Annotated in this window: 22 protein-coding genes and 1 pseudogene; 12 read left to right on the top strand and 11 right to left on the bottom strand. The window is 63.7% G+C overall.

Annotated features, from left to right (window positions below):
* The first annotated feature begins 83 nt into the window (after nt 1-83).
* The 12 genes and pseudogenes from ubiE to FHW75_RS02460 all read left to right on the top strand — a co-directional run bounded on the left by ubiE (nt 84) and on the right by FHW75_RS02460 (nt 10184).
* Entirely contained in the window at nt 84-854 is a 771-nt protein-coding gene (gene ubiE / locus FHW75_RS02510; RefSeq protein WP_016712431.1) for a bifunctional demethylmenaquinone methyltransferase/2-methoxy-6-polyprenyl-1,4-benzoquinol methylase UbiE, read from the top strand.
* Nucleotides 854-1477, top strand: coding sequence for an SCP2 domain-containing protein (locus FHW75_RS02505; RefSeq protein ID WP_019099357.1), 624 nt, complete (start codon nt 854-856; stop codon nt 1475-1477). The genes ubiE and FHW75_RS02505 overlap by 1 nt, the downstream gene beginning before the upstream one ends.
* Entirely contained in the window at nt 1474-3093 is a 1620-nt protein-coding gene (ubiB, locus tag FHW75_RS02500; RefSeq protein WP_025752338.1) for a ubiquinone biosynthesis regulatory protein kinase UbiB, read from the top strand. The genes FHW75_RS02505 and ubiB overlap by 4 nt, the downstream gene beginning before the upstream one ends.
* A 72-nt stretch (nt 3094-3165) precedes the next feature.
* A complete protein-coding gene (gene hisI, locus FHW75_RS02495; protein WP_003249284.1) occupies nt 3166-3558 on the top strand; it encodes a phosphoribosyl-AMP cyclohydrolase in 393 nt (130 codons plus the stop codon).
* A gap of 1 nt (nt 3559) precedes the next feature.
* Nucleotides 3560-3895: a phosphoribosyl-ATP diphosphatase gene (locus FHW75_RS02490; RefSeq protein WP_013974545.1), complete on the top strand. Its 336-nt coding sequence runs from the start codon at nt 3560-3562 to the stop codon at nt 3893-3895.
* Between the two features lie 25 nt (nt 3896-3920).
* Complete coding sequence (locus FHW75_RS02485) at nt 3921-4208, top strand: twin-arginine translocase TatA/TatE family subunit (RefSeq protein WP_016712434.1); 288 nt, start codon at nt 3921-3923, stop codon at nt 4206-4208.
* Nucleotides 4209-4211: 3 nt separating this feature from the next.
* Entirely contained in the window at nt 4212-4589 is a 378-nt protein-coding gene (gene tatB / locus FHW75_RS02480) for a Sec-independent protein translocase protein TatB (RefSeq protein ID WP_016712435.1), read from the top strand.
* A complete protein-coding gene (gene tatC, locus FHW75_RS02475; RefSeq protein ID WP_016712436.1) occupies nt 4586-5374 on the top strand; it encodes a twin-arginine translocase subunit TatC in 789 nt (262 codons plus the stop codon). The genes tatB and tatC overlap by 4 nt, the downstream gene beginning before the upstream one ends.
* A complete protein-coding gene (locus FHW75_RS02470) occupies nt 5371-6078 on the top strand; it encodes a 16S rRNA (uracil(1498)-N(3))-methyltransferase (protein WP_019098458.1) in 708 nt (235 codons plus the stop codon). The genes tatC and FHW75_RS02470 overlap by 4 nt, the downstream gene beginning before the upstream one ends.
* A 46-nt stretch (nt 6079-6124) precedes the next feature.
* Nucleotides 6125-7240, top strand: a pseudogene (locus tag FHW75_RS27065) (methyl-accepting chemotaxis protein); the annotation flags it as partial.
* Nucleotides 7223-8095 carry a methyl-accepting chemotaxis protein gene (locus FHW75_RS27060; RefSeq protein ID WP_371058789.1) on the top strand — a complete coding sequence of 291 codons (873 nt, stop codon included), beginning with the start codon at nt 7223-7225 and terminating at the stop codon, nt 8093-8095. The pseudogene FHW75_RS27065 and the gene FHW75_RS27060, both read left to right, overlap by 18 nt.
* Before the next feature lie 148 nt (nt 8096-8243).
* Nucleotides 8244-10184 carry a methyl-accepting chemotaxis protein gene (locus FHW75_RS02460; protein WP_019098456.1) on the top strand — a complete coding sequence of 647 codons (1941 nt, stop codon included), beginning with the start codon at nt 8244-8246 and terminating at the stop codon, nt 10182-10184.
* 107 nt (nt 10185-10291) lie between these two features.
* Here FHW75_RS02460 and FHW75_RS02455 read toward each other — a convergent pair whose 3' ends face one another.
* The 11 genes from FHW75_RS02455 to hutH form a co-directional block, all read right to left on the bottom strand.
* Nucleotides 10292-11026 (bottom strand): amino acid ABC transporter ATP-binding protein, encoded by a 735-nt coding sequence (locus tag FHW75_RS02455; RefSeq protein ID WP_025752329.1) that lies wholly within the window; start codon nt 11024-11026, stop codon nt 10292-10294.
* Nucleotides 11019-11981, bottom strand: coding sequence for an amino acid ABC transporter permease (locus FHW75_RS02450; protein WP_016712441.1), 963 nt, complete (start codon nt 11979-11981; stop codon nt 11019-11021). The genes FHW75_RS02455 and FHW75_RS02450 overlap by 8 nt, the downstream gene beginning before the upstream one ends.
* Nucleotides 11982-12060: 79 nt before the next feature.
* Complete coding sequence (locus tag FHW75_RS02445) at nt 12061-12858, bottom strand: transporter substrate-binding domain-containing protein (RefSeq protein ID WP_025752328.1); 798 nt, start codon at nt 12856-12858, stop codon at nt 12061-12063.
* A gap of 251 nt (nt 12859-13109) precedes the next feature.
* Entirely contained in the window at nt 13110-15683 is a 2574-nt protein-coding gene (gene mdoH / locus FHW75_RS02440; RefSeq protein WP_025752326.1) for a glucans biosynthesis glucosyltransferase MdoH, read from the bottom strand.
* The gene (locus tag FHW75_RS02435; protein ID WP_201296075.1) at nt 15676-17415 is read right to left on the bottom strand and encodes a glucan biosynthesis protein G; all 1740 of its coding nucleotides are present in this window, start codon (nt 17413-17415) and stop codon (nt 15676-15678) included. The genes mdoH and FHW75_RS02435 overlap by 8 nt, the downstream gene beginning before the upstream one ends.
* Nucleotides 17416-17678: 263 nt before the next feature.
* Nucleotides 17679-18116, bottom strand: a complete 438-nt coding sequence (gene dtd, locus FHW75_RS02430) for a D-aminoacyl-tRNA deacylase (RefSeq protein ID WP_019098637.1) — start codon at nt 18114-18116, stop codon at nt 17679-17681.
* Nucleotides 18113-19084 (bottom strand): prolyl aminopeptidase, encoded by a 972-nt coding sequence (gene pip / locus FHW75_RS02425; RefSeq protein ID WP_016712445.1) that lies wholly within the window; start codon nt 19082-19084, stop codon nt 18113-18115. The genes dtd and pip overlap by 4 nt, the downstream gene beginning before the upstream one ends.
* Nucleotides 19085-19334: 250 nt before the next feature.
* Nucleotides 19335-20138, bottom strand: coding sequence for an N-formylglutamate deformylase (gene hutG / locus FHW75_RS02420; protein WP_025752321.1), 804 nt, complete (start codon nt 20136-20138; stop codon nt 19335-19337).
* A gap of 10 nt (nt 20139-20148) precedes the next feature.
* Complete coding sequence (gene hutI / locus FHW75_RS02415) at nt 20149-21354, bottom strand: imidazolonepropionase (RefSeq protein WP_025752319.1); 1206 nt, start codon at nt 21352-21354, stop codon at nt 20149-20151.
* Nucleotides 21355-21369: 15 nt separating this feature from the next.
* Entirely contained in the window at nt 21370-22773 is a 1404-nt protein-coding gene (locus FHW75_RS02410; RefSeq protein WP_019098305.1) for an amino acid permease, read from the bottom strand.
* A 147-nt stretch (nt 22774-22920) separates the two neighbouring features.
* On the bottom strand, nt 22921-24453 hold the full coding sequence (gene hutH, locus FHW75_RS02405) for a histidine ammonia-lyase (protein ID WP_019098304.1): 1533 nt from the start codon (nt 24451-24453) through the stop codon (nt 22921-22923).
* Between the last annotated feature and the right edge of the window lie 3 nt (nt 24454-24456).

Here is a 24456-nt window from a genome sequence, read left to right as displayed (position 1 = left end):
CGCCCCTGCCCACTGGCACACCCCGCCAAGACAAATCCGCCCGTTCGCCCTAGAATGGCGGTAATTTTTTCCGGTGAAGCGATATGAACGACCAGCGCAAAGGCGAACACGCCGAACCCACCACCCATTTCGGCTACCAGGACGTCCCTGAAAGCCAGAAGGCGAAGAAAGTCGCCGAAGTGTTCCACTCGGTGGCCGCCAAGTACGACCTGATGAACGACGTGCTGTCCGGCGGCATGCACCGCCTGTGGAAGCGCTTTACCATCGAGCTGTCGGGCGTGCGCAGCGGCAACCGCGTGCTGGATATCGCCGGTGGTACCGGCGACCTGGCCGCCAAGTTCTCGCGCCTTGTAGGTCCGACCGGCCAGGTGGTGTTGGCCGACATCAACGATTCGATGCTCAAGGTCGGCCGTGACCGCCTGCTCGACCGTGGCGTGGCCGGCAACATCGAGTTCGTCCAGGCCGACGCTGAAAAGCTGCCGTTCCCGGACAACCACTTCGATTGCGTGACCATCGCCTTCGGCCTGCGCAATGTCACCCACAAGGACGAAGCCATCCGTTCGATGCTGCGCGTGCTCAAACCCGGCGGCCGCCTGTTGATCCTGGAGTTCTCCAAGCCGACCAACAAGCTGATGTCCAAGGCCTACGACGCCTACTCGTTCGCCTTCATGCCACTGGCCGGCAAGCTGATCACCAACGACTCGGAAAGCTACCGTTACCTGGCCGAATCGATCCGCATGCACCCGGACCAGGAAACCCTGAAGAGCATGATGGTCGAGGCCGGTTTCGACCGCGTCACCTACCACAACATGACCAGCGGCATCGTTGCCGTACACCGGGGGATCAAGCCCTGATGCTGCTGGCCGGGCTGCTCGCCAGCGTCGAACATGGCCTGAACCGCATCCTGCGCATGGACAGCACGGCCCTGCCGCGCCTGGCCTCGCTGGATGGCAAGGTCATCGAGATCGACTGCCGCCAACCGGCCCTGCAGGTCTTCATCCTGCCCGATGGAGAAGGCCTGATGCTGGCCGCGCACTGGCAGGGCGAAGTCGACTGTAGCCTGCGCGCCCCGGCTGGCAGCCTGGCGCAACTGGCCCTGGCCAAAGACAAGACCGCCGTGCTGCACAGCCCGCAGGTGGAGCTGCATGGCGACAGCGCCGTACTGCTGGACCTGTTCGGCGTGCTGCAAGACCTTGAGCTGGACTGGGAGCACGAGCTGCAACGCTGGCTTGGCCCGGTCGCCACGGCCATGCTGGCAGGCCATATCCGCCTGCGTGCACGCTGGACCCGCCAGGGCCTGGCGCGCTTCAGCCAGAACCTGTCCGAGTACCTGGCTGAAGAGTCCCGCACCCTGGTGGGCAAACGCGAAGCCGAAGCCGCCTTCAGCGAACTCGATGCCCTGAAGCTCGACACAGAACGCCTCGAGGCGCGCCTCAAGCGCCTCTCCCGATCCCTTGATACCAGCGATAACGCATGAAGCTGCTCGCCGTCCGCCGTCTTTTTCGCATCCAGCGTGTGGTGATCCGCTACCGTCTCGATGACCTGCTGTTCGACCTGCCGCTGCCCTGGTGGCTGATGAGCCTGCGCCTGCTGATGCCGTGGCGCTGGCTGCCACGCAAGCCGTCCGAGCTGAGCCGTGGGGCGCGCCTGCGCCTGGCACTGCAGGACCTGGGGCCGATCTTCATCAAGTTCGGCCAGTTGCTGTCCACCCGTCGCGACCTGCTGCCCAACGACATCGCCGATGAGCTGATGCTGTTGCAGGACCGTGTACCGCCGTTCGACCCCAAGCAGGCCGTGGCCTTGATCGAGGCACAGCTGGGCGCCCCGGTGGCGCAGCTGTTCAGCCGCTTCGACGTGGAGCCACTGGCCTCGGCCTCGGTGGCCCAGGTACATGCTGCACGTCTCAAGACCGGCGAAGAAGTGGTGGTCAAGGTCGTGCGCCCGGGCCTGAAGCCGGTCATTGCCCAGGACCTGGCCTGGCTGTTCCTGATCGCCAAGGCCGCCGAACGCGCCTCGGCCGATGCCCGCCGCCTGCACCCGGTGGAAATCGTCGGCGACTACGAAAAAACCATTTACGACGAGCTCGACCTGCTGCGCGAAGCGGCCAACGCCAGCCAGCTGCGGCGCAACTTCGAAGGCTCCGAGCTGATGTACGTGCCCCAGGTGTACTGGGACCTGTGCCGCCCCAAGGTGCTGGTGATGGAGCGCATCTACGGCGTGCCGGTGACCGACATGGCCACCCTGGCCGACCAGCGCACCGACATGAAACTGCTGGCCGAGCGTGGCGTGGAAGTGTTCTTCACCCAGGTGTTCCGCGACAGCTTTTTCCATGCCGACATGCACCCCGGCAACATTTTCGTCAGCACCGTAAAACCGTGGAGCCCGCAGTACATCGCTATCGACTGCGGCATTGTCGGCAGCCTCACCGCCGAGGACCAGGACTACCTGGCGCGCAACCTGATTGCCTTCTTCAAACGTGACTACCGCCGTGTCGCCCAGCTGCATATCGACTCGGGCTGGGTACCGGCACACACCAAGGTCAACGAATTCGAAGCGGCGATCCGCACCGTGTGCGAACCGATCTTCGAAAAACCGTTAAAGGATATTTCCTTCGGTCAGGTGCTGATGCGCCTGTTCCAGACCGCGCGGCGCTTCAACATGGAAGTGCAGCCGCAGTTGGTGCTGCTGCAAAAGACCCTGCTCAACATCGAAGGCCTGGGCCGCCAGCTGTACCCCGACCTGGACCTGTGGAGCACCGCCAAGCCGTACCTGGAACGCTGGATGCGCGACCGCTACAGCCCCAAGGCGATGTTCGGCAACATCCACAGCCAGGTCGAGCAACTGCCACACCTGGCCGACATGGCCCGCGACCTGCTAGAACGCCTGTCACAGCCGCACCTGCACGACCCGCAACTGCCGGAACGGCGCCGCCAGGGCGACCGCTGGGCACTGCGCCTGCTGGGCGCCGGCCTGCTCGGTGGTGGTGCGGTGCTGGCCGCTGGCGCCGCCGAAACCGCCAGCCTGGCCGCCCCGGCTGCGTGGCCGGCCTGGCTGATGCTGGCCGCAGGCCTTTACCTGATCGTACGCCAATAGCCAGCCGCGCCCGTGGCTGGCACACTAGCGCAAAGGGCCCGGTACAGGAGCGGGCCCGTTTTGGAGTCGACGATGAAAGACTGGCTGGACGAGATCAAGTGGAACAGCGATGGCCTGGTACCGGCAATCGCCCAGGACCACAAGACCGGACGCGTGCTGATGATGGCCTGGATGAACCGCGAATCGCTGGCACTTACCGCCGCCGAGCAACGCGCCATCTACTGGTCGCGTTCGCGTGGCAAGCTGTGGCGCAAGGGTGAGGAATCCGGGCATGTGCAAAAGCTGCATGAGCTGCGCCTGGACTGCGACGCCGACGTGATCATCCTGATGGTCGAGCAACTGGGTCATATCGCCTGCCATACCGGCCGTGAAAGCTGCTTCTACCGTGTGTACGAAGACGGCCAGTGGAAAATCGTCGACCCGGTCCTGAAGGACCCGGATGCCATCTACAGCGCAGGACACTGACATGAGCGACACCCTCAACCGCCTGGCCGAAGTGCTTGAAGAACGCAAGCAAGCAGCGCCTGACAGCTCCTACGTGGCCAGCCTGTACCACAAGGGCCTGAACAAGATCCTCGAAAAGCTCGGCGAAGAATCGGTCGAGACCATCATCGCGGCCAAAGATGCTGCCGTGAGCAAGGATTACAGCGATGTCATCTACGAAACCGCCGACCTGTGGTTTCATAGCCTGGTGATGCTCAGCGCGCTGGGACAGCATCCACAAGCCGTGCTCGATGAGCTGGAGCGCCGTTTCGGGCTGTCCGGGCACGATGAAAAGGCCGCGCGACAGCCTTCGGCTTGAGCACAACGCATTCTAGGAGAGCACCATGGGTATTTTTGACTGGAAACACTGGATCGTCCTGCTGGTCGTCGTGGTCCTGGTGTTCGGCACCAAAAAGCTGAAAAACTTCGGCAGCGACCTGGGCGAGTCGATCAAGGGCTTCCGCAAAGCCATGAACGACGAAGAGAACAAGCCGGCCGAGCAAACCCCGCCGCCTGCCCAACCGGTGCCACCGGTGCAGGCGCCTCACCAGCAGAGCACCGCGCAGCCGCAGCAAGGCCACACCATCGAAGGCCAGGCCCAGCCGGTCCAAGAGCCACAGCGGAAAGACTGACCCATGTTCGGCATCAGTTTCAGCGAGCTGCTGCTCGTCGGCCTGGTCGCTCTGCTGGTGCTCGGCCCCGAGCGCCTGCCGGGTGCCGCGCGCACGGCAGGCCTGTGGATCGGCCGGCTCAAGCGCAGCTTCAACAGCATCAAGATGGAAGTGGAGCGCGAAATCGGCGCCGACGACATCCGCCGCCAGCTGCACAACGAGCACATCCTGCAGATGGAAGAGGAAGCCAAGCGCATCCTCAACCCGCTGACGCCACCTGCACAGCCGCCGGTGACCACGGCCAGCGTGCAGCCACCTGCCGGGCTGGAAGCCAGGCCGGTCGAGCCGCCTGCCGCCCCGGCCACGCCTTCTGAACCGCCTCAACCGCCGCGAGCCCCATGAGCGAGATCCCGGAACACGACCAGCCGATGCCGCTGGTTTCGCACCTGACCGAACTGCGCACCCGCCTGCTGCGGTGCGTTGCCGTCATTTTCCTGATCTTTGCCGGGCTGTTCTCCTTCGCCCAGCAGATCTACACACTGGTCTCGGCGCCGCTGCGCGAGCACTTGCCGGCCAATGCGACGATGATCGCCACCGACGTGGCCTCGCCGTTCCTCACGCCGTTCAAGCTGACCATGATCGTGTCGCTGTTCCTGGCGATCCCGTTCATCCTGCAGCAGATCTGGGGCTTTATCGCACCCGGGCTGTACCGCCATGAAAAGCGCATCGCCATTCCGTTGCTGGTGTCGAGCATCTTCCTGTTCTATGCCGGCATGGCGTTCGCCTATTTCCTGGTGTTCCCGCTGATCTTCGGCTTCTTCGCCAGCGCCACGCCGGAAGGTGTGTCGATGATGACCGACATCGCCAGCTACCTCGACTTCGTGATGACGCTGTTCTTCGCCTTTGGCGTGGCCTTCGAAATCCCGGTAGCGGTGGTGCTGCTGGTGTGGATCGGCGTGGTCGACGTGAAGTACCTGAAGAAGATCCGCCCCTACGTGATCATCGGCTGCTTCGTGGTCGGCATGGTGCTCACCCCGCCGGATATCTTCTCCCAGACCCTGCTGGCCGTGCCCATGTGGCTACTGTTCGAGGTGGGTGTGCTGTGCGGCAGTATGATCCGCAAACGCAGCGCCCATGACGAAACTGCCGACGACCATAACGACCAGCCACCTGCGACCCAACCGTGAACCTGTTGCTTCTTGAAGAGGCCGACTTCGTTTCGGCCGACCGCGTCGTTCTCGCTGACCGGCGCTTCACCCACATGCAGGATATCCACCGCGTGGCGGTGGGCGACAACCTGCGCGTGGGCCGTATCGGCGGCCTGATGGGCAAGGCCACGGTGCTGCGGCTGGAAAAGCACGAAGCCGAGCTGGAAGTTGCGTTTGACCAACCGCCGCCGGCCAAGCTGCCGCTGACCCTGGTGCTGGCGGTGCCGCGGCCGAAAATGCTACGTCGGCTGTTCCAGACCGTGGCCACCCTGGGCGTGCCACGCCTGATCCTGGTGAACAGCTACAAGGTCGAGAAAAGCTTCTGGCAAACGCCCTTCCTTCAGCCCGAAAGCATTCGCGAAAACCTGATCCTTGGCCTGGAACAGGCGCGCGACACCGTGCTGCCCGAAGTCATCATTGAAAAACGCTTCAAGCCCTTCGTCGAAGACCGCCTGCCCGCCATCGCTGCTGGCACCCTGGGCCTGGTCGGCCACCCTGGCCCCTACCCCGCCTGCCCCCGTGCCGTGGAGCAAGCCGTTACCCTGGCCATCGGCCCCGAAGGCGGCTGGATCCCCTACGAGGTCGACCTGCTGGGCAAGGCCGGGCTGGCGCCGGTGCAGCTGGGTGAGCGCATCTTGCGGGTCGAGACTGCGGTAACAGCGCTGCTTTCGCGTATTTTCTGACGCAAACGCCGTTTTTTAGCCCATCAAGTTTCCCTCTCCCAGGCCGATGCCTTGGCAATACAACAACTATTTGTACTGCCAAGTCGCCAGGGAGTCGTACATGTATCAATGGTTAGCCCAATCGCTGGGCAATGTGAGCGTCAATCGCAAACTTGGGCTGGGCTTCGGCCTGGTGCTGCTGTTGACCCTGGCTATTACCCTGACCGGCTGGCACGGCATGGACAGCATCATCGACCGTGGCGACAAGCTGGGGAACATCTCGGTCATCCAGCAGTACACCCAGGAACTGCGCATTGCTCGCCAGCACTACGAGCGCCGGCGTGACGATGCCTCAGTGGCCGAGCTTGAAAAGGCCTTGGCCAACCTCGACCGCCAGGTACAGCTGATGCTCGGGCTGATCGAGCACCCCGCCGATCGCCAACGCCTGGAGCAGCAGCGCGAAGCCGTGCGCACCTACCAGCAGGCATTCAACGAGCTGAAGCAGGCCGGCCAGCGCCGCGAAGCCAGCCGTGACGTGCTCGGCGACAGCGCCGACAAGGCAGCGGAACTGATCGGCCGCGTGCAGCGAGGGCTGCAGCAAGGTGGCGATATCAACCAGTACCAGCATGCGGTGGATGTGAGCGCCCTGCTGCAGCAGGCACGTTTTCAGGTGCGCGGCTACACCTACAGCGGCAACGCCGACTTCCAGCAAACGGCGTTGAAGGCCATCGACCAGGCGCTGGCCGAACTGCGTGCACTGCCGTCCAAGGTGCCTGCCGAACATGCCGCCAGCCTGGACGATGCCGCCACAGCCATGGCTGGCTACCGCGATGCAGTCATCCAGTTCGGCAATGCCCAGACCGCCAGCGAGCAAGCCCTGCAACGCATGGCCGAACAAGGCACGGTACTGCTGCAGACCAGCCAGGCGATGACCACGTCTCAAACCGAGGTGCGCGACGCCGCTGCAGCCCAGGCCAAAACCCTGCTCGCGCTCGCCACCGTGCTGGCCCTCGCCTTCGGCCTGGTGGCCGCCTGGGCCATTACTCGGCAGATCATCATCCCGCTGCGCCAGACCCTGCGCGCCGCCGAACGTGTGGCCAATGGCGACCTGACCCAGAGCCTGCCCGTACAGCGCCGCGACGAACTGGGCCAGTTGCAGGCCAGCATGCAGCGCATGACCCAAGGCCTGCGCGAGTTGATCGGCGGCATTGGCGACGGCGTAACGCAGATCGCCAGCGCCGCCGAACAGCTCTCTGCCGTCACCGAGCAAACCAGCGCCGGGGTCAACAACCAGAAGGTCGAGACGGATCAAGTGGCGACCGCCATGAACCAGATGACCGCCACTGTGCATGAAGTGGCGCGCAACGCCGAGCAGGCCTCGGAAGCCGCCCTGATGGCCGACCAGCAAGCCCGCGAAGGTGACCGGGTGGTGGGCGAGGCCGTGGCGCAGATCGAGCGCCTGGCGGGCGAAGTGGTCAACTCCAGCGAAGCGATGAACCAGCTCAAGGCCGAGAGTGACAAGATCGGCAGTGTGCTCGACGTGATCAAGTCGGTGGCCCAGCAAACCAACCTGTTGGCCCTGAACGCGGCAATCGAAGCCGCCCGTGCCGGCGAGGCCGGGCGTGGCTTTGCCGTGGTGGCCGACGAAGTGCGCAGCCTGGCCCAGCGCACCCAGCAGTCGACCGAAGAGATCGAAGAACTGATTGCCGGCCTGCAAAGTGGCACCCAACGGGTGGCCACTGTGATGGACAACAGCCGCCAGCTGACCGACAGCAGCGTCGAGCTGACCCGCCGCGCCGGCAGCTCGCTGGAAACCATCACCCGGACCGTGTCGTCGATCCAGGCGATGAACCAGCAGATTGCCACGGCTGCTGAAGAACAGACGGCCGTGGCCGAAGAGATCAACCGCAGCGTGATGAATGTGCGGGACATTTCCGACCAGACCTCAGCAGCCAGTGAAGAGACGGCCAGCTCCAGCGTGGAGCTGGCGCGGCTGGGCACCCACCTGCAGGGGTTGGTGGGGCGGTTCAGGCTCTAAACGAGGACCGGAAGAGCCTTCCTACATACCGCGGCGAAATTTCCTACCTGATTATCAGGTCAAGTCCTACAGCTCCGCAGCCGATTGGCAGAGGTGTAATGCCGGCAATACGCCTGCATGCCCTCCCCCAATCGCACGGAGACTTCCCATGCTCGGCTACCTCAACCGCAAGCTCGGCAACCTCAATGTCGCCGCCAAGCTGGCCCTCGGCTTCGCCGTGGTCCTGCTGCTCACCCTGGCCACCACCATCAGCGGCTGGCGTGCACTTGATGGCGCCATCAACCGCTCGCAACAGCTCAGTGAAATTGGCCAGATCAACGATCTGGTCAAAGACCTGCGTGCCGAGCGCATCACCTTCCGCGTACTCAGCGACGACACCAGCAAGGCACGTATCCAGCAGGCCATCGAGCAACTGGAGCGCATGCTGAGCACGTTGCAGCAACGCAGTAACGTTGACGAATCCCGTCAGTTGCTCACACAAAAACTGCAATTGCTGCAACAGCTGCGCGAAGACTTCACCGAGCTGCAAAGCACCGTCGCCAGCCGCACGGCACTGCGCCAGGCCATGCAAGCGCAAGCGCTCAAACTGGACGATGTCATCGACGACTTGCAGACCCAAGCCTTGCTGACGATGTCTGAGAGTCAACAAGGCAGCGCGCTGGGCCTGATGGAAAGCCTCGGTCGCCATGTCGAAGGCGCCAACCAGCAAAGCCTTGTACCGGCCTACACCTTCTCGCCCGTCGAGGCGTTCGCCAAGGTCGGCGACGAGGCACTGGACGCCGCCGACAAGAGCCTTGAGCAACTGCTAAAGGCATTGGCCCCACTGAGCTTGCCACGATCACTGACCGAGCAGCCCGGCGTCGAGCTGGCCAAGTACCGGGCCAGCCTGGATCAGTACCGCCGCGCAGCGGTGCGCGCCGAGCAGCTGCAGGGCAGCATGGAAAAAATGGGCGACGAACTGGGCGTGGCGAGTGTCGAACTGGCCGGGCGCAAAGTTGAACAACGGGACAGCGAAGCCCTGGCTGCCCGCTCGCTGCTGACCAGCGTGGCATTGCTGGCCATGGTGCTTGGGGTGATAGCCGCCTGGCTGATTACCCTGCAGATCACCCAGCCACTACGTCAGACACTGGCCGTGGCCGTGCGCATCGCCAAGGGTGACCTGAGCCAGGTTGACACCGTGCAACGCCGCGACGAAATGGGCCAGCTGCAAACCAGCATGCGCGAAATGACCTTGAGCCTGCGCGAGCTGATCGGGGGCATCGACCAGGGTGTCGGCCAGCTGTCACAGGCCGCCACACAGCTGGCGACCAGCAGCGAGGACACCAAGCTGCGCATCAACCAGCAGCGTGAGGAAACCGACCAGGTAGCCACTGCCATGAACCAGATGAGTGCCACCGTGCAGGAAGTGGCACAGAACGCCGAGCAGGCCTCGCTCGCCGCGACCAACGCCGACCAGCAGGCGCAACTGGGCGACCAGGTGGTAGCCGAAGCCATCGGCCGTATCGAGCAACTGGCCGGGCAAATGGACCATTGCCTGACGGCCATGCAGCACTTGGCGGGCGAAAGCCAGCGGATTGGCAGCATCCTCGATGTGATCAAGTCGGTGTCCGAACAGACCAACCTGCTGGCCCTGAACGCGGCGATCGAAGCGGCACGGGCCGGTGAAGCCGGGCGTGGCTTTGCCGTGGTGGCCGACGAGGTACGCGGCCTGGCCCAACGCACCTCGACAGCGACCGAGGAGATTGGCCAACTGATCGACAGCCTGCACAACGGCACTGACGAAGTGACCCGCTTGCTGGACAGCAGCAAGAACCTGACCGAGCAGAGCGTGGAACTGAGCCGCCGCGTCGGGGATGCACTGAGCCAGATCACCGACACGGTGTCGAGCATTCAGGGCATGAACCAGCAGATCGCCACGGCCAGCGAGGAACAGAGCGTGGTGGCCGAGCAGATCAACCGAAGCGTCATCAGCGTGCGGGATGCGTCAGATCAGACCAGTGCGGCCAGTGAGCAGACGGCGGCTTCGAGTGGGGAGTTGGAGCAACTGGGGCAGCAGTTGAGGGGGATGGTCGGGCGATTCAGCATTTGAGACCGGGTCACCCTCTTCGCGGGACAAGCCCCACAAGTCAATCACCAGCCTTGAGGGCGGTGCAGCACTTGTGGGAGCGGGGTTGTCCCGCGAAAGGGCCGGTGCGGTTACAGCACCTGGCGCAGGAAGGCCTGGGCCCTTGGGTCTTTCGGCGCCGCAAAGAAGGCGGCCGGGGCCGAGTCTTCCAGCAGCTTGCCATGGTCGAAGAACAGCACCCGGTCCGCCACTTCGCGGGCGAAGCCCATTTCGTGGGTGACGCAGACCATGGTCATGCCTTCCTGGGCCAGGGTCTTCATTACGTCCAGCACTTCGCCGACCATTTCCGGGTCGAGCGCCGAGGTGGGCTCGTCGAACAGCATCACTTTCGGGTCCATCGCCAAGGCGCGGGCAATCGCTACCCGCTGCTGCTGGCCACCGGACAGGCGCGACGGGAATTCGTTGGCCTTCTGCGCAATACCCACTTTTTCCAGCAGCGCACGGGCCTTGGCTTCACGCTCGGCCTTGTTGCGCTTGCGCACCACCTTCTGCGCCAGGCACAGGTTTTCCAGCACGGTCATGTGCGGGAACAGGTTGAAGTGCTGGAACACCATGCCCACTTCGCGGCGGTAGGCGTTGATGTCGGTCTTGGGGTCGGCCAGTTGCAGGCCGTCGATGGCCACATGGCCTTCGTCGAAATGCTCCAGGCCGTTCAGGCAGCGCAGGAAGGTCGACTTGCCCGAGCCCGATGGGCCGAGCACCACCACCACTTCGCCTTTGGCGACCTGGGTGGTGACGTTATCCACCGCCCGTACCACCTGGCCACGGGTGTCGAAGACTTTCAGCAGGTCACGGACTTCAATCACTTTGCGCAAGCCTCCGCTCGAGCCGGCTGGCAATGTGCGACAGCGGCAGGTTGATCAGCAGGTACAGACCTGCCACGCAGAACCAGATCTCGAACGTCGAGAACGAGGTGGTGATGGCCTCACGGCCGCTCTTGGTCAGTTCGGTAATGGCAATTACCGACACCAGCGAGGTGTCCTTGACCAGGCTGATGAACTGGCCGGCCAGCGGCGGCAGCACGCGTTTGAACGCCTGCGGCAAGATGACATGACGCATCGACTGGCCGGCGTTCAGGCCCAGCGAGCGGGCCGCTTCGTTCTGGCCCTTGGCAATGGACTGCACACCGGCACGGACGATTTCGGCCACATAGGCGCCAGTGAACAGCGCCAGCGCTGCCACCCCGGCAAACTCGCGGGAGAGGTTGAGCACGGTGCCGATGAAGAAGTAGAAGATGAAGATCTGTACCAACAGCGGCGTGCCGCGCACCAGTTCGACATAAACGGTCGACAGGTCGCGCAGGGTCGGGTTGTTCGACAACCGGCACAGGCCGGCGAACAGGCCGATCACCAGCCCCAGTGCCCCGGACACCACCGAAATCCACAAGGTGGTCCACAGGCCCCAGGCCAGCGGGCCCGCTGCCCAATGGCGGGTTACGCCTATCGCGTCGCCTTCGGCAACATCGTCGCCACGGCTCAGTTGCAGGCTGTCCTTGGCGACATCGAGTACTTGTTCCGCGCCGCTTTCATCCTTCAGCGTGACGCGCGCGTTATCGCCAGAGACGACGATGTCCTGCACGGTACCGTAATTGGCTGCGCGCTGCGTTTCCTCGGCCTTGTAGGCGAAGTACTGCGGTACGCGGTTCCAGCGCCACTCGTAGGAAATCATCGAGGTGGCCATGTACAGGCTGAACGCCAGGCCCACCAGAACCAGGGCCGTCAGCCCATGCCAGGGCCACTGGGCTTTCTTGTGTTTGATCACGTGGGGTACTTCCGTAAATGCGAACGCGCAGGGTTTGCCTGCGCGTCGGGGTCATAAAGCCGGGCTTGTGGCCTGGGCCTTATTCCATTTCCTTCAGCCAGTCCTTGTTCTTGAACCACTTGTCGTGAATACGATCGTAGGTCCCGTCATGCTTGATCTGGTGCAGGAAGTTGTTGATGAAGTTGATGCTGTCGTAGTCGCCTTTCTTCAGGCCGAAGGCCAGCGGCTCGTAGGTGAAGGGTTCTTCGAGGAACAGCAGCTTGCCAGCGCCGGCTTTTTCTACGGCCACCACGTTATACGGCGCATCATAGACAAAGGCGTCAGCCTTGCCGTTGACGACGTCCATCACCGCTTCCTGCTCGTTGTCGTAGCCGTGGTACTTGGCTTTGCCGATCAGCTTCTTGGAAACCATCTCGCCGGTGGTGCCGAGCTTGGAGGTAAGGCGGTACTTCTCGTTGTTCAGGTCCTTGTACGACTTGATCTCGCCAGCCAGTTCCTTGCGGATCAGCAGGGTCTGACCAACCACGATGAAGGGTTCGCTGAAGTTCAGACGCAGGTTGCGTTCCTGGGTCAGGGTCATGCCGCTGCCGATCATGTCGAACTTGTCGGTCAGCAGGGCCGGGATGATGCCGTCGTAGGCGGTGGATACGGCCTCGAACTTGACGCCCATGGACTTGGCCATGGCTTTGAGGATATCGACTTCGAAGCCGATGATTTCGCCACGCTTGTTGGTCATCTGGAACGGCATGTAGGTCGGGTCCATGCCCACCCGCAGGGTGCCGCGCTTGACTGCATCATCGATGGCGCCGGCCTGGGCCGCTGTCACGGCGACCAGGGCGGTAACACCGACCAGCAGTCGCGAAAGGTATTTCTTGATCATCACCAAGTCCCCTAGCAAGAAAAGTAGCGAATCTTATTGTGTTGGCACGGCCGTACTGGCCGAGGCGTCGTATCGGAATGGGATGCTAACGCATGGCGGCTCGGGGACCTAGAGCCGGGGGGGACTTTGTTGGCCAAAATCGGATTGTGGCCGAAGAATCGAGCGCCGCTTGCGCGGCGCATCGCGAGCTACGCTCGTTCCTACGGGTGTTCATCGTAGAAGCGAGCGTAGCTCGCGATTGCAATCGATCAGGCGCCGACGAGTGCCGGTTGGCCTTCACTCTCCGGGTGCAGCGGCAACAGCGGCGAGTGCGGGTCGTTCTTGATCGACGCACGCCACACATCGATCCACGCCGTATTGTGCTCGGCCCACACCTGCTCGTGCAGGCGGGTGAGCGCCACCGGGTCGCTGAGCAGGGCCAGGCGGGTATTGAGGTCCAGCCCTTTCGGCCCGACTTCCATCGCCTTGGCCACGCGCTCGGCACGCAGCGCTTCGATCGGCGCCGCCTGGCCATGACGGGCAGTGGCCATGGCGCAGGCCAGGGCGTTCTGCCGAGGGTCGACCACGGCCCGCACGAAGCCGTCGTGCAGGGCATGCCAGCGGTTCTCGTGGGTGTACCGGTCGGTGGCCAGCAACTCTTGCGGGGTAGCGTATTCCTCGGGGATGAGGAACAGCTTCTCGTCCTTGGCCGCCAGGCCCAGGCGCGTACGGCTGGAAATCACCGAAACCGGGATCGACAGCACCAACGAGCCAACGATAGGCGCCAGCCACCACAGGAAGCTCGGGTTCAGCCACGCCACCAGCCCAGCCCAGGCGATACCCAACAGGGTTTGCGGACCATGGCGGCGCACAGCCTCGCCCCACGGGGTGGAGTCGTCGTCACGTTGCGGCGAATTCCAGGTCGCGGCCCAGCCGAGGAACGCCGCCAGCACGAAGCGGGTGTGGAAGATCATACGTACCGGAGCCAACAGCATGGAGAACAGCATCTCCATCAGCATCGACAAGGTGACCTTGACCCGCCCGCCGAACTCGACGGCACCTTTGGCCCAGATCAGGATGACACTGAGCAGCTTGGGCAGGAACAGCAGCACGATGGTGGTGGAGAACAGCGCCACGGCCTTCTCCGGGTGCCACTGCGGCCACAGCGGGTACAGCTGGTACGGCTCGATGAAGTACTGAGGCTCCATCAGCGTGTTGGTCGCCAGCAGCGCGGTCGACAGCACCAGGAACAGGAACCACAGCGGCGCCGACAGGTACGACATCACCCCGGTGAGGAACACCGCACGGTGCACCGGGTGCATGCCCTTGACCAGGAACAGGCGGAAGTTCATCAAGTTGCCGTGGCACCAGCGACGGTCACGCTTGAGCTCGTCCAGCAGGTTTGGCGGCAGCTCTTCATAGCTGCCCGGCAGGTCGTAGGCGATCCACACGCCCCAGCCGGCACGGCGCATCAGCGCGGCTTCGACGAAGTCGTGAGAAAGGATCGCACCGGCGAACGCGCCCTTGCCCGGCAACGGCGCCAGGGCGCAGTGCTCGATGAACGGCTTCATGCGGATGATCGCGTTATGGCCCCAGTAGTGCGACTCGCCCAGCTGCCAGAAGTGCAGACCGGCGGTGAACAGCGGGCCGTATACGCGGGTGGCGAACTGCTGCATGCGCGCATACAGGGTATCCATGCCCGAGGCTTTCGGCCCGGTCTGGATGATGCCGGCGTCCGGGTTGGCCTCCATCAGGCGCACCAGGCTGCTCAGGCACTCGCCGCTCATGACGCTGTCGGCGTCCAGCACGACCATGTACTTGTACTCGCCGCCCCAGCGACGGCAGAAGTCGTCAAGGTTGCCGCTCTTGCGCTTCACCCGGCGCCGACGGCGGCGGTAGAAGATGCGGCCAAAGCCCTTGGTTTCGCGGCACACGTCCAGCCAGGCCTGTTGTTCGGCCACGGCGATATCGGTGTCGTTGGTGTCGCTGAGCACGAAGAAGTCGAAACGGTCGAGGTTGCCGCTGGCAGCCACCGACTCGAACGTTGCACGCAGGCCGGCGAACACGCGCGGCACGTCTTCGTTGCAGATCGGCATCACCAGCGCGGTACGCGCCTCGGGGGCAATCGGCTCGTTGCCGGCGCTGCTGCCCGAAATCTTGTACTTGTCACGCCCGGTGAGCAGCTCGAGGAAGCCCATCAGCGCAGTCCAGAAGCCCGCCGACACCCAGCAGAACAGGATGCCAAAGAGGATCAGGATGGAGGTTTGCAAGGCATACGGCCAAACCTGCACCACCGTATCCCACAGCGACTGGTTGAGGATTTCGTCGAGGTCGACGAACGACCAGCCCTGGTACGGCAGGATGCCCTTCATGTACCAGCCGGCGACGATGGTCTGGCCGATCATCAGGGCCAGCAGGATGTAGCGGCGGATCGAGCCGACCGTACGCCAGCGCGCCGGCGGCAGCTCGCGCTTGGGTGGCTGCGGGGCATTGGTGCGGCCGGTCATGCGCCGCCACATGCGGATCAGCACGTTGGTGCGCCAAGGCTCTGGCACCACTTTGGTGCGCTTGATCGGCGGGGCGATTTTCAGACACAGGCGACCGCTGCCGTCGACGCCGAGCATTTCGGCGTCCTCCAGCTCGGCGGCGCTGCCCACGGTCAGGCGCGGGCCCACCGAGGCCTGCACGGCCTCGGCAGCGTCGGCGGCCGGTTTGGCAGCCAAACGTTGGTGCAGCTCACTGAACGACGTGCAACTGGCGAGTTCCGCCCGTTGCTCGTCACTCAGTGGTAGGTGAGCCAGGTACTCGCCAAGCGATACTGGCCTTGCGCTTGAGTTACTCATCGGCAGGCAACTGATAGCTCCAGGTCTCGGTCAGCACCTTCTCGGTGGTGGCCGGGGCCCCGTTGGTGGGCGCCGCATCGGCGGCAGGTTGTTCGGCCTTGGCCGTTTGCTCAGCCTTGACGGCTTTCTCGGCCTTGGCATGCTTGGCTGCGGCCTTGTCCTGCTTGGCGTCCTGCGCAGGCTTGGCGGGTTCGACCGGCACATCGCGCACCAGCGCGGCACGCATTTCGGTCGATTTGTTGGCTTCCTTGACCTTCAAACGCAGGGTCAGGCGCCAGCCCTTGGTCTCAGGGTTATAGCGCAGATTGTTCTCGACCACCTCGGCGTTGTCACCCACGCTGATCTGGCTGCGCACGGCGGTGTCTTCCGGCAGGGCGGCCAGGGCCGGGCCGGCGAAGTCGACCAGGAAGGCCACGCTGCCGTCTGGCTGGCGAATCAGGTTGGACTGCTTCACGTCACCGGTGGAGCGCAGGGTCTGCTTGACCGAGCCCAACTCAGGCGCCTGGAACTTCGCCTCGTTGATGGTCCAGTGCAGGCGGTAGGCGTACTCGAACGGCTTGCCCGGCTCCGGCAGCTTTTCCGGGCTCCAGAAGGCAACGATGTTGTCGTTGGTCTCGTCGGCAGTCGGGATTTCGACCAGGTCGACGGTACCTTTACCCCAGTCACCTTTCGGCTCGATCCAGGCGCTTGGGCGCTTCTGGTAGTTGTCGTCGAGGTCTTCGTAGTCGCTGAAGGCGCGCTGACGCTGCATCAGGCCGAAACCACGCGGGTTCTCGACGCTGAAGTTGCTCACGGCCAGGTGTTTCGGGTTGTTCAGCGGGCGCCAGATCCACTCGCCGTTACCGGCATGGATCGACAGGCCTTCAGAGTCGTGCAGGGCCGGGCGGTAGTTGAGCACCTTGGACGGCTGGTTGGGGCCGAACAGGTACATGCTGGTCAGCGGGGCGATACCCAGGCGGCTGACCTGATCACGCAGGAAGACCTGGGACTGTACGTCGACCACGGTATCGTTGCCCGGGCGCAGGGTCAGCTTGTAGGCACCGGTGGAGCGCGGCGAATCCAGCAGTGCGTAGATCACCAGGTGCTTGTCGGCCGGTTTGGGTTTTTCGACCCAGAACTCGGTGAAGCGCGGGAATTCCTCGCCCGACGGCAGCGCGGTGTCGATGGCCAGGCCACGGGCCGACAGGCCGTACACGTGGCCCTTGCCGACCACGCGGAAATAGCTGGCGCCAAGCAGGGTCATGATCTCGTCCTGCTTGTCGGCCTTGTTGATCGGGTACAGCACGCGGAAACCGGCGTAACCCAGGTTTTTGGTGGTTTCCGGGTCGTGTGGCACGTCACCGAACTCGAAGCGGCTCGGGTCGTACTTGATTTCCTCGACCTTGGTGGCGGTGACCTCGTTGATTTTCACCGGGGTATCGAAGTGCATGCCCTGGTGATAGAACGACAGCTTGAACGGGGTCTTGTCCTTGGCCCACTCGGCCTTTTCCTGCAGGAAATGAATTTTCTGATAGTCCGCAAACTTCATGTCGCGGAATACGGCCGGCAGGTTGCTTTTGGGTGCTTCGTACTTCTGGCCGGCCAGATCCTTTGCCTTGGCTGCAACATCGTCAAGATTGAATGCCCACAGCTGGCCCGCGCTCATCAGGCCTACCAGTGCCACACTGGCCATCAAAGCCTTGCGCAGCCCGGTTCCGGGGATTCTTGATGCTTTTTGGGGACTAACAATCACGAGCAACCCTCGCCGAAAACAGATCATGAAACCAACGGCCAGCGACAAATGCCGGGTTGGCGAGCACTGTTCGGACCCCGTGAGGGCGTAATGATTCCCCAAACGGATCCAGACAATGCTCGAGTCAGAGTGAAACGAACCTGCGAACGCAGGTCCATGCAGCGCGCGATTATCCAGCAGGTCGCGTGACAACGCATCAGGCTGGAACAACTATTTATCGTACAAAACCCCTTGTTTTCCTATAAACAAAGGGTTTTTTGAGCTCACATTTGTAACATAAATGTTACGGGGCCATCATTGACCAGGTGCACCTGCATATCCGCACCGAAGCGGCCACTGGCCACGTCGGTATGCTGCGCGTTTGCCTGCTGCAAAAGATAGTCGAACAACTCGGCGCCGAGGGCCGGTGGCGCTGCCGTCGAGAAGCTCGGGCGCATGCCGTTGCGGGTGTCCGCCGCCAAGGTGAACTGCGACACCAGCAACAAACCGCCACCGACATCCTTGAGCGACAGGTTCATCTTGCCCTGCTCGTCGCTGAACACACGGTAGTTCAACAGCTTGTGCAACAGCTTATCGGCCTGTTCACGGGAATCTTCAGGCTCGACGGCCACCAGCACCAGCAAACCCTGGTCGATGGCGCCGACCACCTCCCCTGCTACCTCAACCCGCGCACCACGCACGCGCTGGAGCAGGCCCCTCATGCTTCTTCCAGAGGCAGGTCGAGCAGGCGCCGGGCCATCTGGTCGGCCGCACGCACCAAGGCATCGGTAATACCCGGCTCGGAAGCCGCGTGGCCAGCGTCGCGGATGACTTTCAGCTCGCTGTTGGGCCAGGCCTGGTGCAGTGCCCAGGCGTTGTCCAGCGGGCAGATCACGTCATAGCGGCCGTGCACGATAACCGCCGGTAGGTGGGCGATTTTCGGCAGGTCGCGGATCAGCTGGTCCGGCTCGAGGAACGCATTGTTCATGAAGTAGTGGCATTCGATGCGGGCGATCGACAGCGCACGTTGCGGCTCGGAGAAGCGATCGACCACCAGCGGGTTGGGGCGCAGGGTGGCAGTGCGGCCTTCCCAGGTGGACCAGGCCTTGGCGGCGTGCATCTGGGCAATCTGGTCATTGCCGGTCAGGCGCTTGTGGAAGGCCTTGACCAGGTCGCCGCGCTCATCCGGCGGAATTGGCGCGATGTAGTCCTGCCAGTAGTCCGGGAACATTCGGCTGGCACCTTCCTGGTAGAACCACTCGATCTCCTGCGGCCGGCACAGGAAGATGCCGCGCAGGATCAAGCCATGCACGCGCTCGGGGTGGGTCTGGGCATAGGCCAGGGCCAGGGTGGAGCCCCAGGAACCGCCGAACAGCACCCACTTGTCGATACCCAGGTGCTCACGAATGCGCTCCAGATCCTCGACCAGGTGCCAGGTGGTGTTGTTCTCCAGGCTGGCGTGTGGCGTGGAGCGGCCACAGCCGCGCTGGTCGAAGGTGATGATGCGGTACAGCGTGGGGTCGAAGTAGCAACGGCTCTGGGCGTCGCAACCGGCGCCCGGGCCACCGTGGATGAACACCACCGGCAGACCTTCTGGCGAGCCGCTTTCGTCGACATACAGCACATGCGGCGCTTCCACGGCCAGATCGTGCCGGGCGTAGGGTTTGATCTGCGGGTACAGGGTCTGCATTGCGCACTCCGTGTGAGGATTATTCGGCCGTGGGCCATCATAAACCTGAATTGCACTTTCAGCACCGTCCTCGCTGATACGGCCAACCTTGCGGACACATATATCTACCCCCAGCCGGCCAAGCGGCCCAGCCTTGTTCGACAACCCTTTACCGCTTGAAACGATTTTGCGCGTGCGCACATATTGCGCAGGTAGCCAACGACTGAACACCCATGAAGCGGGGCGAAGCCAATGGCTTCGCCCCTTCCACTCAACGCTTGTAACGCTCCTCGCCCCAAGCCAGCAGCGCCTGCAGAAGCTGCTTCAGTACGTCTTGTGTAGGCCTCGCCAAGTCTTCCCGGTAGGCAAACGGCTCGGTTTCGTCCATGTACGTGCTTTGTGCCAGCTCCAGTTGCACAGCATGAATATGGTTGGCCGGGTCACCGTAATGCCGGGTGATGTGCCCGCCTTTGAAGCGGCCATTAAGCACATGGCTGTAACCTTGTACCTTGGCGCACACGCCTTGCAGCCGCTCAGCCAATGCCGGGTCACAACTGGCGCCGTTGAAAGTGCCCAGGTTGAAGTCCGGCAGCTTGCCGTCGAACAAGTGCGGGATCAGCGAGCGAATGGAATGGGCATCCCACAGCAGGGCGTAACCAAACTGCTCGCGCAACCGGTCCAGTTCGCTGCGGATCGTGCCGTGGTAGGGACGCCAGATCTGCTCCAGATAACCTTTGCGTTCTTCACCTGAGGGCGCCAGCCCATCCTTGAACAGCGGCTCGCCATCGAACAACGTGGCCGGATACAGGCCAGTGGTAGCGCCGGCATACAACGGCTTGTCGTCATCCGGGCGGTTGAGGTCGATGACGAAGCGCGAGTACTCCGCCGCGACCACGCTGGCCCCCATGTCACGGGCAAAGGCGTACAACCGGGGGATGTGCCAGTCGGTGTCCGGCAAGCTGCGCGCCTCATCGACCAGGCCGTCGCGCACCGCGTTGCTCAAGCCCAGGCCGGCGTGCGGCATGCTGATCAGCAGCGGCAGGTGGCCTTGGTGAAAACTCAGTACCTTGTCCATCGTGCCTCGCTCAATTGGAGATTTCGTTGCCCTTGCGCACCACGCGCTTGGGCAGGTCGCCGCCCAGCCAGTAGGCCAGGTCGGCAGGGCGTTCGATTTGCCAGGCGACGAAGTCGGCCACCTTGCCCACTTCCAGCGAGCCGTGGCTGTCGCCCAGGCCCAGTGCCGTGGCGGCATGTACCGTAACGCCAGCTAACGCTTCTTCCGGGGTCATGCGGAAACAGGTGCAGCCCATGTTCAGCATCAGCCGCAGCGACAACCCAGGTGACGTGCCGGGGTTGAGGTCGCTGGCCAAGGCAATTTTCACCCCGTGGCGACGCAGTGCATCCATGGGCGGCAACTGGGTTTCACGCAGGAAGTAGAAGGCGCCCGGCAGCAGCACAGCAACAGTGCCGGCTGCGGCCATGGCGATGGCGTCTTCCTCGGTCATGAACTCCAGATGATCCGCCGACAGCGCCTGGTAACGCGCTGCCAGGCTGGAGCCGTGCAGCGACGACAACTGTTCGGCGTGCAGCTTGACCGGCAGGCCCAGCTCACGCGCCTTGATGAAGAGCCGCTCGACCTGGGCCGGGGAAAACGCCAGGTGTTCGCAGAAGGCATCCACTGCGTCCACCAGGCCCTCGGCAGCCAAGGCTGGCAGCATCTCGTCGCAGATATGCGCGATATAGTCGTCGGGCCGGCCGGCGTACTCCGGTGGCAGGGCGTGCGCGGCCAGGCAGGTGGCCCGCACCGCCAGCGGCAGTTCGTCCGCCAGGCGCCGGGCCACGCGCAGCATCTTGCGTTCGTTGGCCAGGTCCAGGCCGTAGCCAGACTTGACCTCGATCGTGGTCACGCCATCGCGCATCAGCGCCTGAACCCGCTGACGAGCACTGGCGAACAGTTCGTCCTCGCTGGCCGCGCGGGTGGCCCGCACGGTGCTGGCGATACCACCGCCCTGGGCAGCAATTTCGGCATAGCTCACGCCCTGCAGGCGCTGCTCGAACTCACCGCTACGGTTGCCACCGAACACCGCGTGGGTGTGGCAGTCGATCAGCCCCGGGGTGACCCAGGCGCCGCCCAGGTCCACCGTGCGGTCAGCGTCGACCGGCGCCAGCTCGGCGCGTGGGCCGATCCACTCGATCAGCCCGGCACGGGTGACGATGGCCGCGTCCTCGATGGCCGAATAACGGCCCTCGGCCATGGTAGCCACATGGCAATGCTGCCAGAGGGTTCTCATGCACAATCTCCTTTACTAACGGTGCAGCTCTACGGGTTCTGCTGCCGGCCTGCCCTGCCCTGCACGCGGCTTGCACCACAGCAGGTAGGACGCCACCAGGAACACCACCCAGACCACGCCGACGATCAGTGCCGCCTGGGTGTCCGGGAAGTAGCCGAGCACACCAAAGATGAACACCATGAACGCAATGGCCATGGCCGGGCCGTAGGGCCAGAACGGTACCGGGAACTTGAGTTGGGCCACTTCCTCACGGCTCATGCTGCGGCGCATGGCCACCTGGGTGAGCAGGATCATCAGCCACACCCATACAGTGGCGAAGGTGGCAATGGAAGCGATGAGCAGGAACACGTTCTCCGGGATCAGGTAGTTGAGCAGCACGCCAATCAGCAGTGCAGCGCCCATCACCACCACGGTCATCCACGGCACGCCATGCTTCGACAGTTTGCCGAAGCTGCGTGGCGCATGGCCTTGGTGGGCCAGGCCGTACATCATGCGGCCGGCGCCGAAGATGTCGCTGTTGATGGCCGAGATGGCGGCAGAAATCACCACGATGTTCAGCACAGCGGCGGCAGAGCCAATGCCCAGGTTGCTGAAGATCTGCACGAACGGGCTGCCCTGGCTGCCGATCTGCGGCCATGGGTACAGGCACATCAGCACGAACAGGGTGAGTACGTAGAACAGCAGGATGCGCAGCGGCACGGCGTTGATCGCCTTGGGGATGACGCGCTGCGGATCTTTGGCCTCACCGGCGGTGACGCCAATGATCTCGATGCCGCCGAAGGCGAACATCACCACGGCAAAGGACGCGATCAACCCACCCACGCCGTTAGGCATGAAGCCGCCGTGGTCGAACAGGTTGCTGACGCCGACGGCATGCCCGGTACCCACCTGGCTGAAGCCGAAGGCCATGATGCCGAGGCCGGCCAGGATCATCGCCACGATAGCGCCGACCTTGAGCAGCGACAGCCAGAACTCCATTTCGCCGAACACCTTGACGTTGCACAGGTTGAGGCCGCCGATCAGGAAGACGATGCCCAGCACCCAGATCCAGCGGGCCACTTCCGGGAACCAGAAGCCCATGTAGATACCGAAGGCGGTGACGTCGGCGATGGCGACGATGACCATTTCGAAGGCGTAGGTCCAGCCGAGGATGAAGCCGGCCATGGGGCCGAGGTAGGTGCTGGCGTAGTGGCCGAAGGAGCCGGCCACCGGGTTATGCACGGCCATTTCGCCGAGGGCGCGCATGACCATGAACACGGCAGCGCCGCCGATCAGGTAGGCCAGCAGCACGGCCGGGCCGGCCATCTGGATGGCCGAGGCAGAGCCGTAGAACAGCCCGGTGCCGATGGCGGAACCGAGGGCCATGAAACGGATGTGGCGGGCACTTAGCCCGCGCTTGAGACCTGGAGCTTGTTGCATGTCACGTCCTTAAATTGTTTTTGTGGTCGTGAGATCAGGGGGCCGCCATGCAACCCAATCGCGAGCAAGCTCGCTCCTACAAGGGAACGCGTTGCCTTTATAGGAGCGAGCTTGCTCGCGATGGGCCGCAACGCGGCCCTAGGGGCATTACAGGCTTGGCAGCACACCCGCCGGCAGCAAGCCGGTCAGGCTACCCTTGGCCAACAGTTCCACGGCCTTTTCGATGTCTGGCGCGAAGAAACGGTCACGGTCGTAGTGCGGCACTTCGCTGCGCAGCGCCTTGCGCGCCTGCTCCAGCTTGGCGGAAGTCTTCAGGCCTTTGCGCAGGTCCAGGCCCTGGCAGGCGCCCAGCCATTCGATGGCCAGTACGCCACGGGTGTTTTCAGCCATTTCCCACAGGCGCTTGCCGGCAGCCGGGGCCATCGACACGTGGTCCTCCTGGTTGGCCGAAGTCGGCAGGCTGTCGACGCTGTGTGGGTGCGAAAGGGCCTTGTTTTCGCTGGCCAGGGCGGCAGCGGTCACCTGGGCGATCATGAAGCCGGAGTTGACCCCACCGTTTTCCACCAGGAATGGCGGCAGCTGGGACATGTGCTTGTCCATCATCAGCGAGATGCGGCGCTCGCTGAGCGAGCCGATTTCGGCGATGGCCAGGGCAATGTTGTCGGCAGCCATGGCCACCGGCTCGGCGTGGAAGTTACCACCGGAAATCACGTCACCTTCGGCGGCGAACACCAACGGGTTGTCGGACACGGCGTTGGCTTCGATGCCCAGCACTTCGGCAGCCTGGCGCAGCTGGGTGAGGCAGGCGCCCATGACCTGCGGCTGGCAGCGCAGGGAGTACGGGTCCTGGACCTTGTCGCAGTTCTTGTGCGACAGCGACACTTCACTAGAATCGCCCAGCAGGTCGCGGAAGCAGGCGGCGGTGTCTATCTGGCCGCGCTGGCCACGCACTTCGTGGATACGCGCATCGAACGGCGAACGCGAGCCCAATGCCGCTTCGACGCTCAGGCCACCGCAGGCGATGGCAGCTGCGTACAGGTCTTCACCCTGGAACAGACCGCGCAGGGCGTAGGCGGTGGAAGCCTGGGTACCGTTGAGCAGGGCCAGGCCCTCTTTGGCAGCCAGGGTCAGCGGTTCGAGGCCGGCAACTGCCAGGGCTTCGGTGGCCGACAGCCACTGGCCTTTGTAGCGGGCCTTGCCTTCGCCCAGCAGCACCAGCGACATGTGCGCCAGCGGCGCCAGGTCACCGGACGCGCCCACCGAGCCTTTCAGCGGGATGTGCGGGTAGACTTCGGCGTTGACCAGGGCGATCAGCGCGTCGATGACCTTGCGGCGAATGCCGGAGAAGCCACGGCTGAGGCTGTTGATTTTCAGCACCATGATCAGGCGCACCAGGTCGTCATCCAGCGGCGCGCCGACACCGGCGGCGTGGGACAGCACCAGCGAGCGCTGCAGGTTTTCCAGGTCGTGGCTGGCGATGCGGGTCGAGGCCAGCAGGCCGAAACCGGTGTTGATGCCGTAGGCGGTGCGGTCTTCGGCAATGATCTGCTCGACACAGGCAACGCTGGCGTCGATGGCCGGCGCGGCGCTGGCATCCAGTTGCAGGCGCACGGGCGCGGCGTGGATCGCACGCAGCTGGGCCAGGGTCAGGGTGCCGGGCTTGAGGGTGAATTCGGTCACGTT

Source organism: Pseudomonas sp. OG7 (assembly GCF_014192825.1).
Classification (GTDB): Bacteria; Pseudomonadota; Gammaproteobacteria; order Pseudomonadales; family Pseudomonadaceae; genus Aquipseudomonas; species Aquipseudomonas monteilii.
The sequence above is the reverse complement of the archived record's forward strand: the minus strand, read 5'-3'. Positions and strand labels throughout refer to the sequence as shown.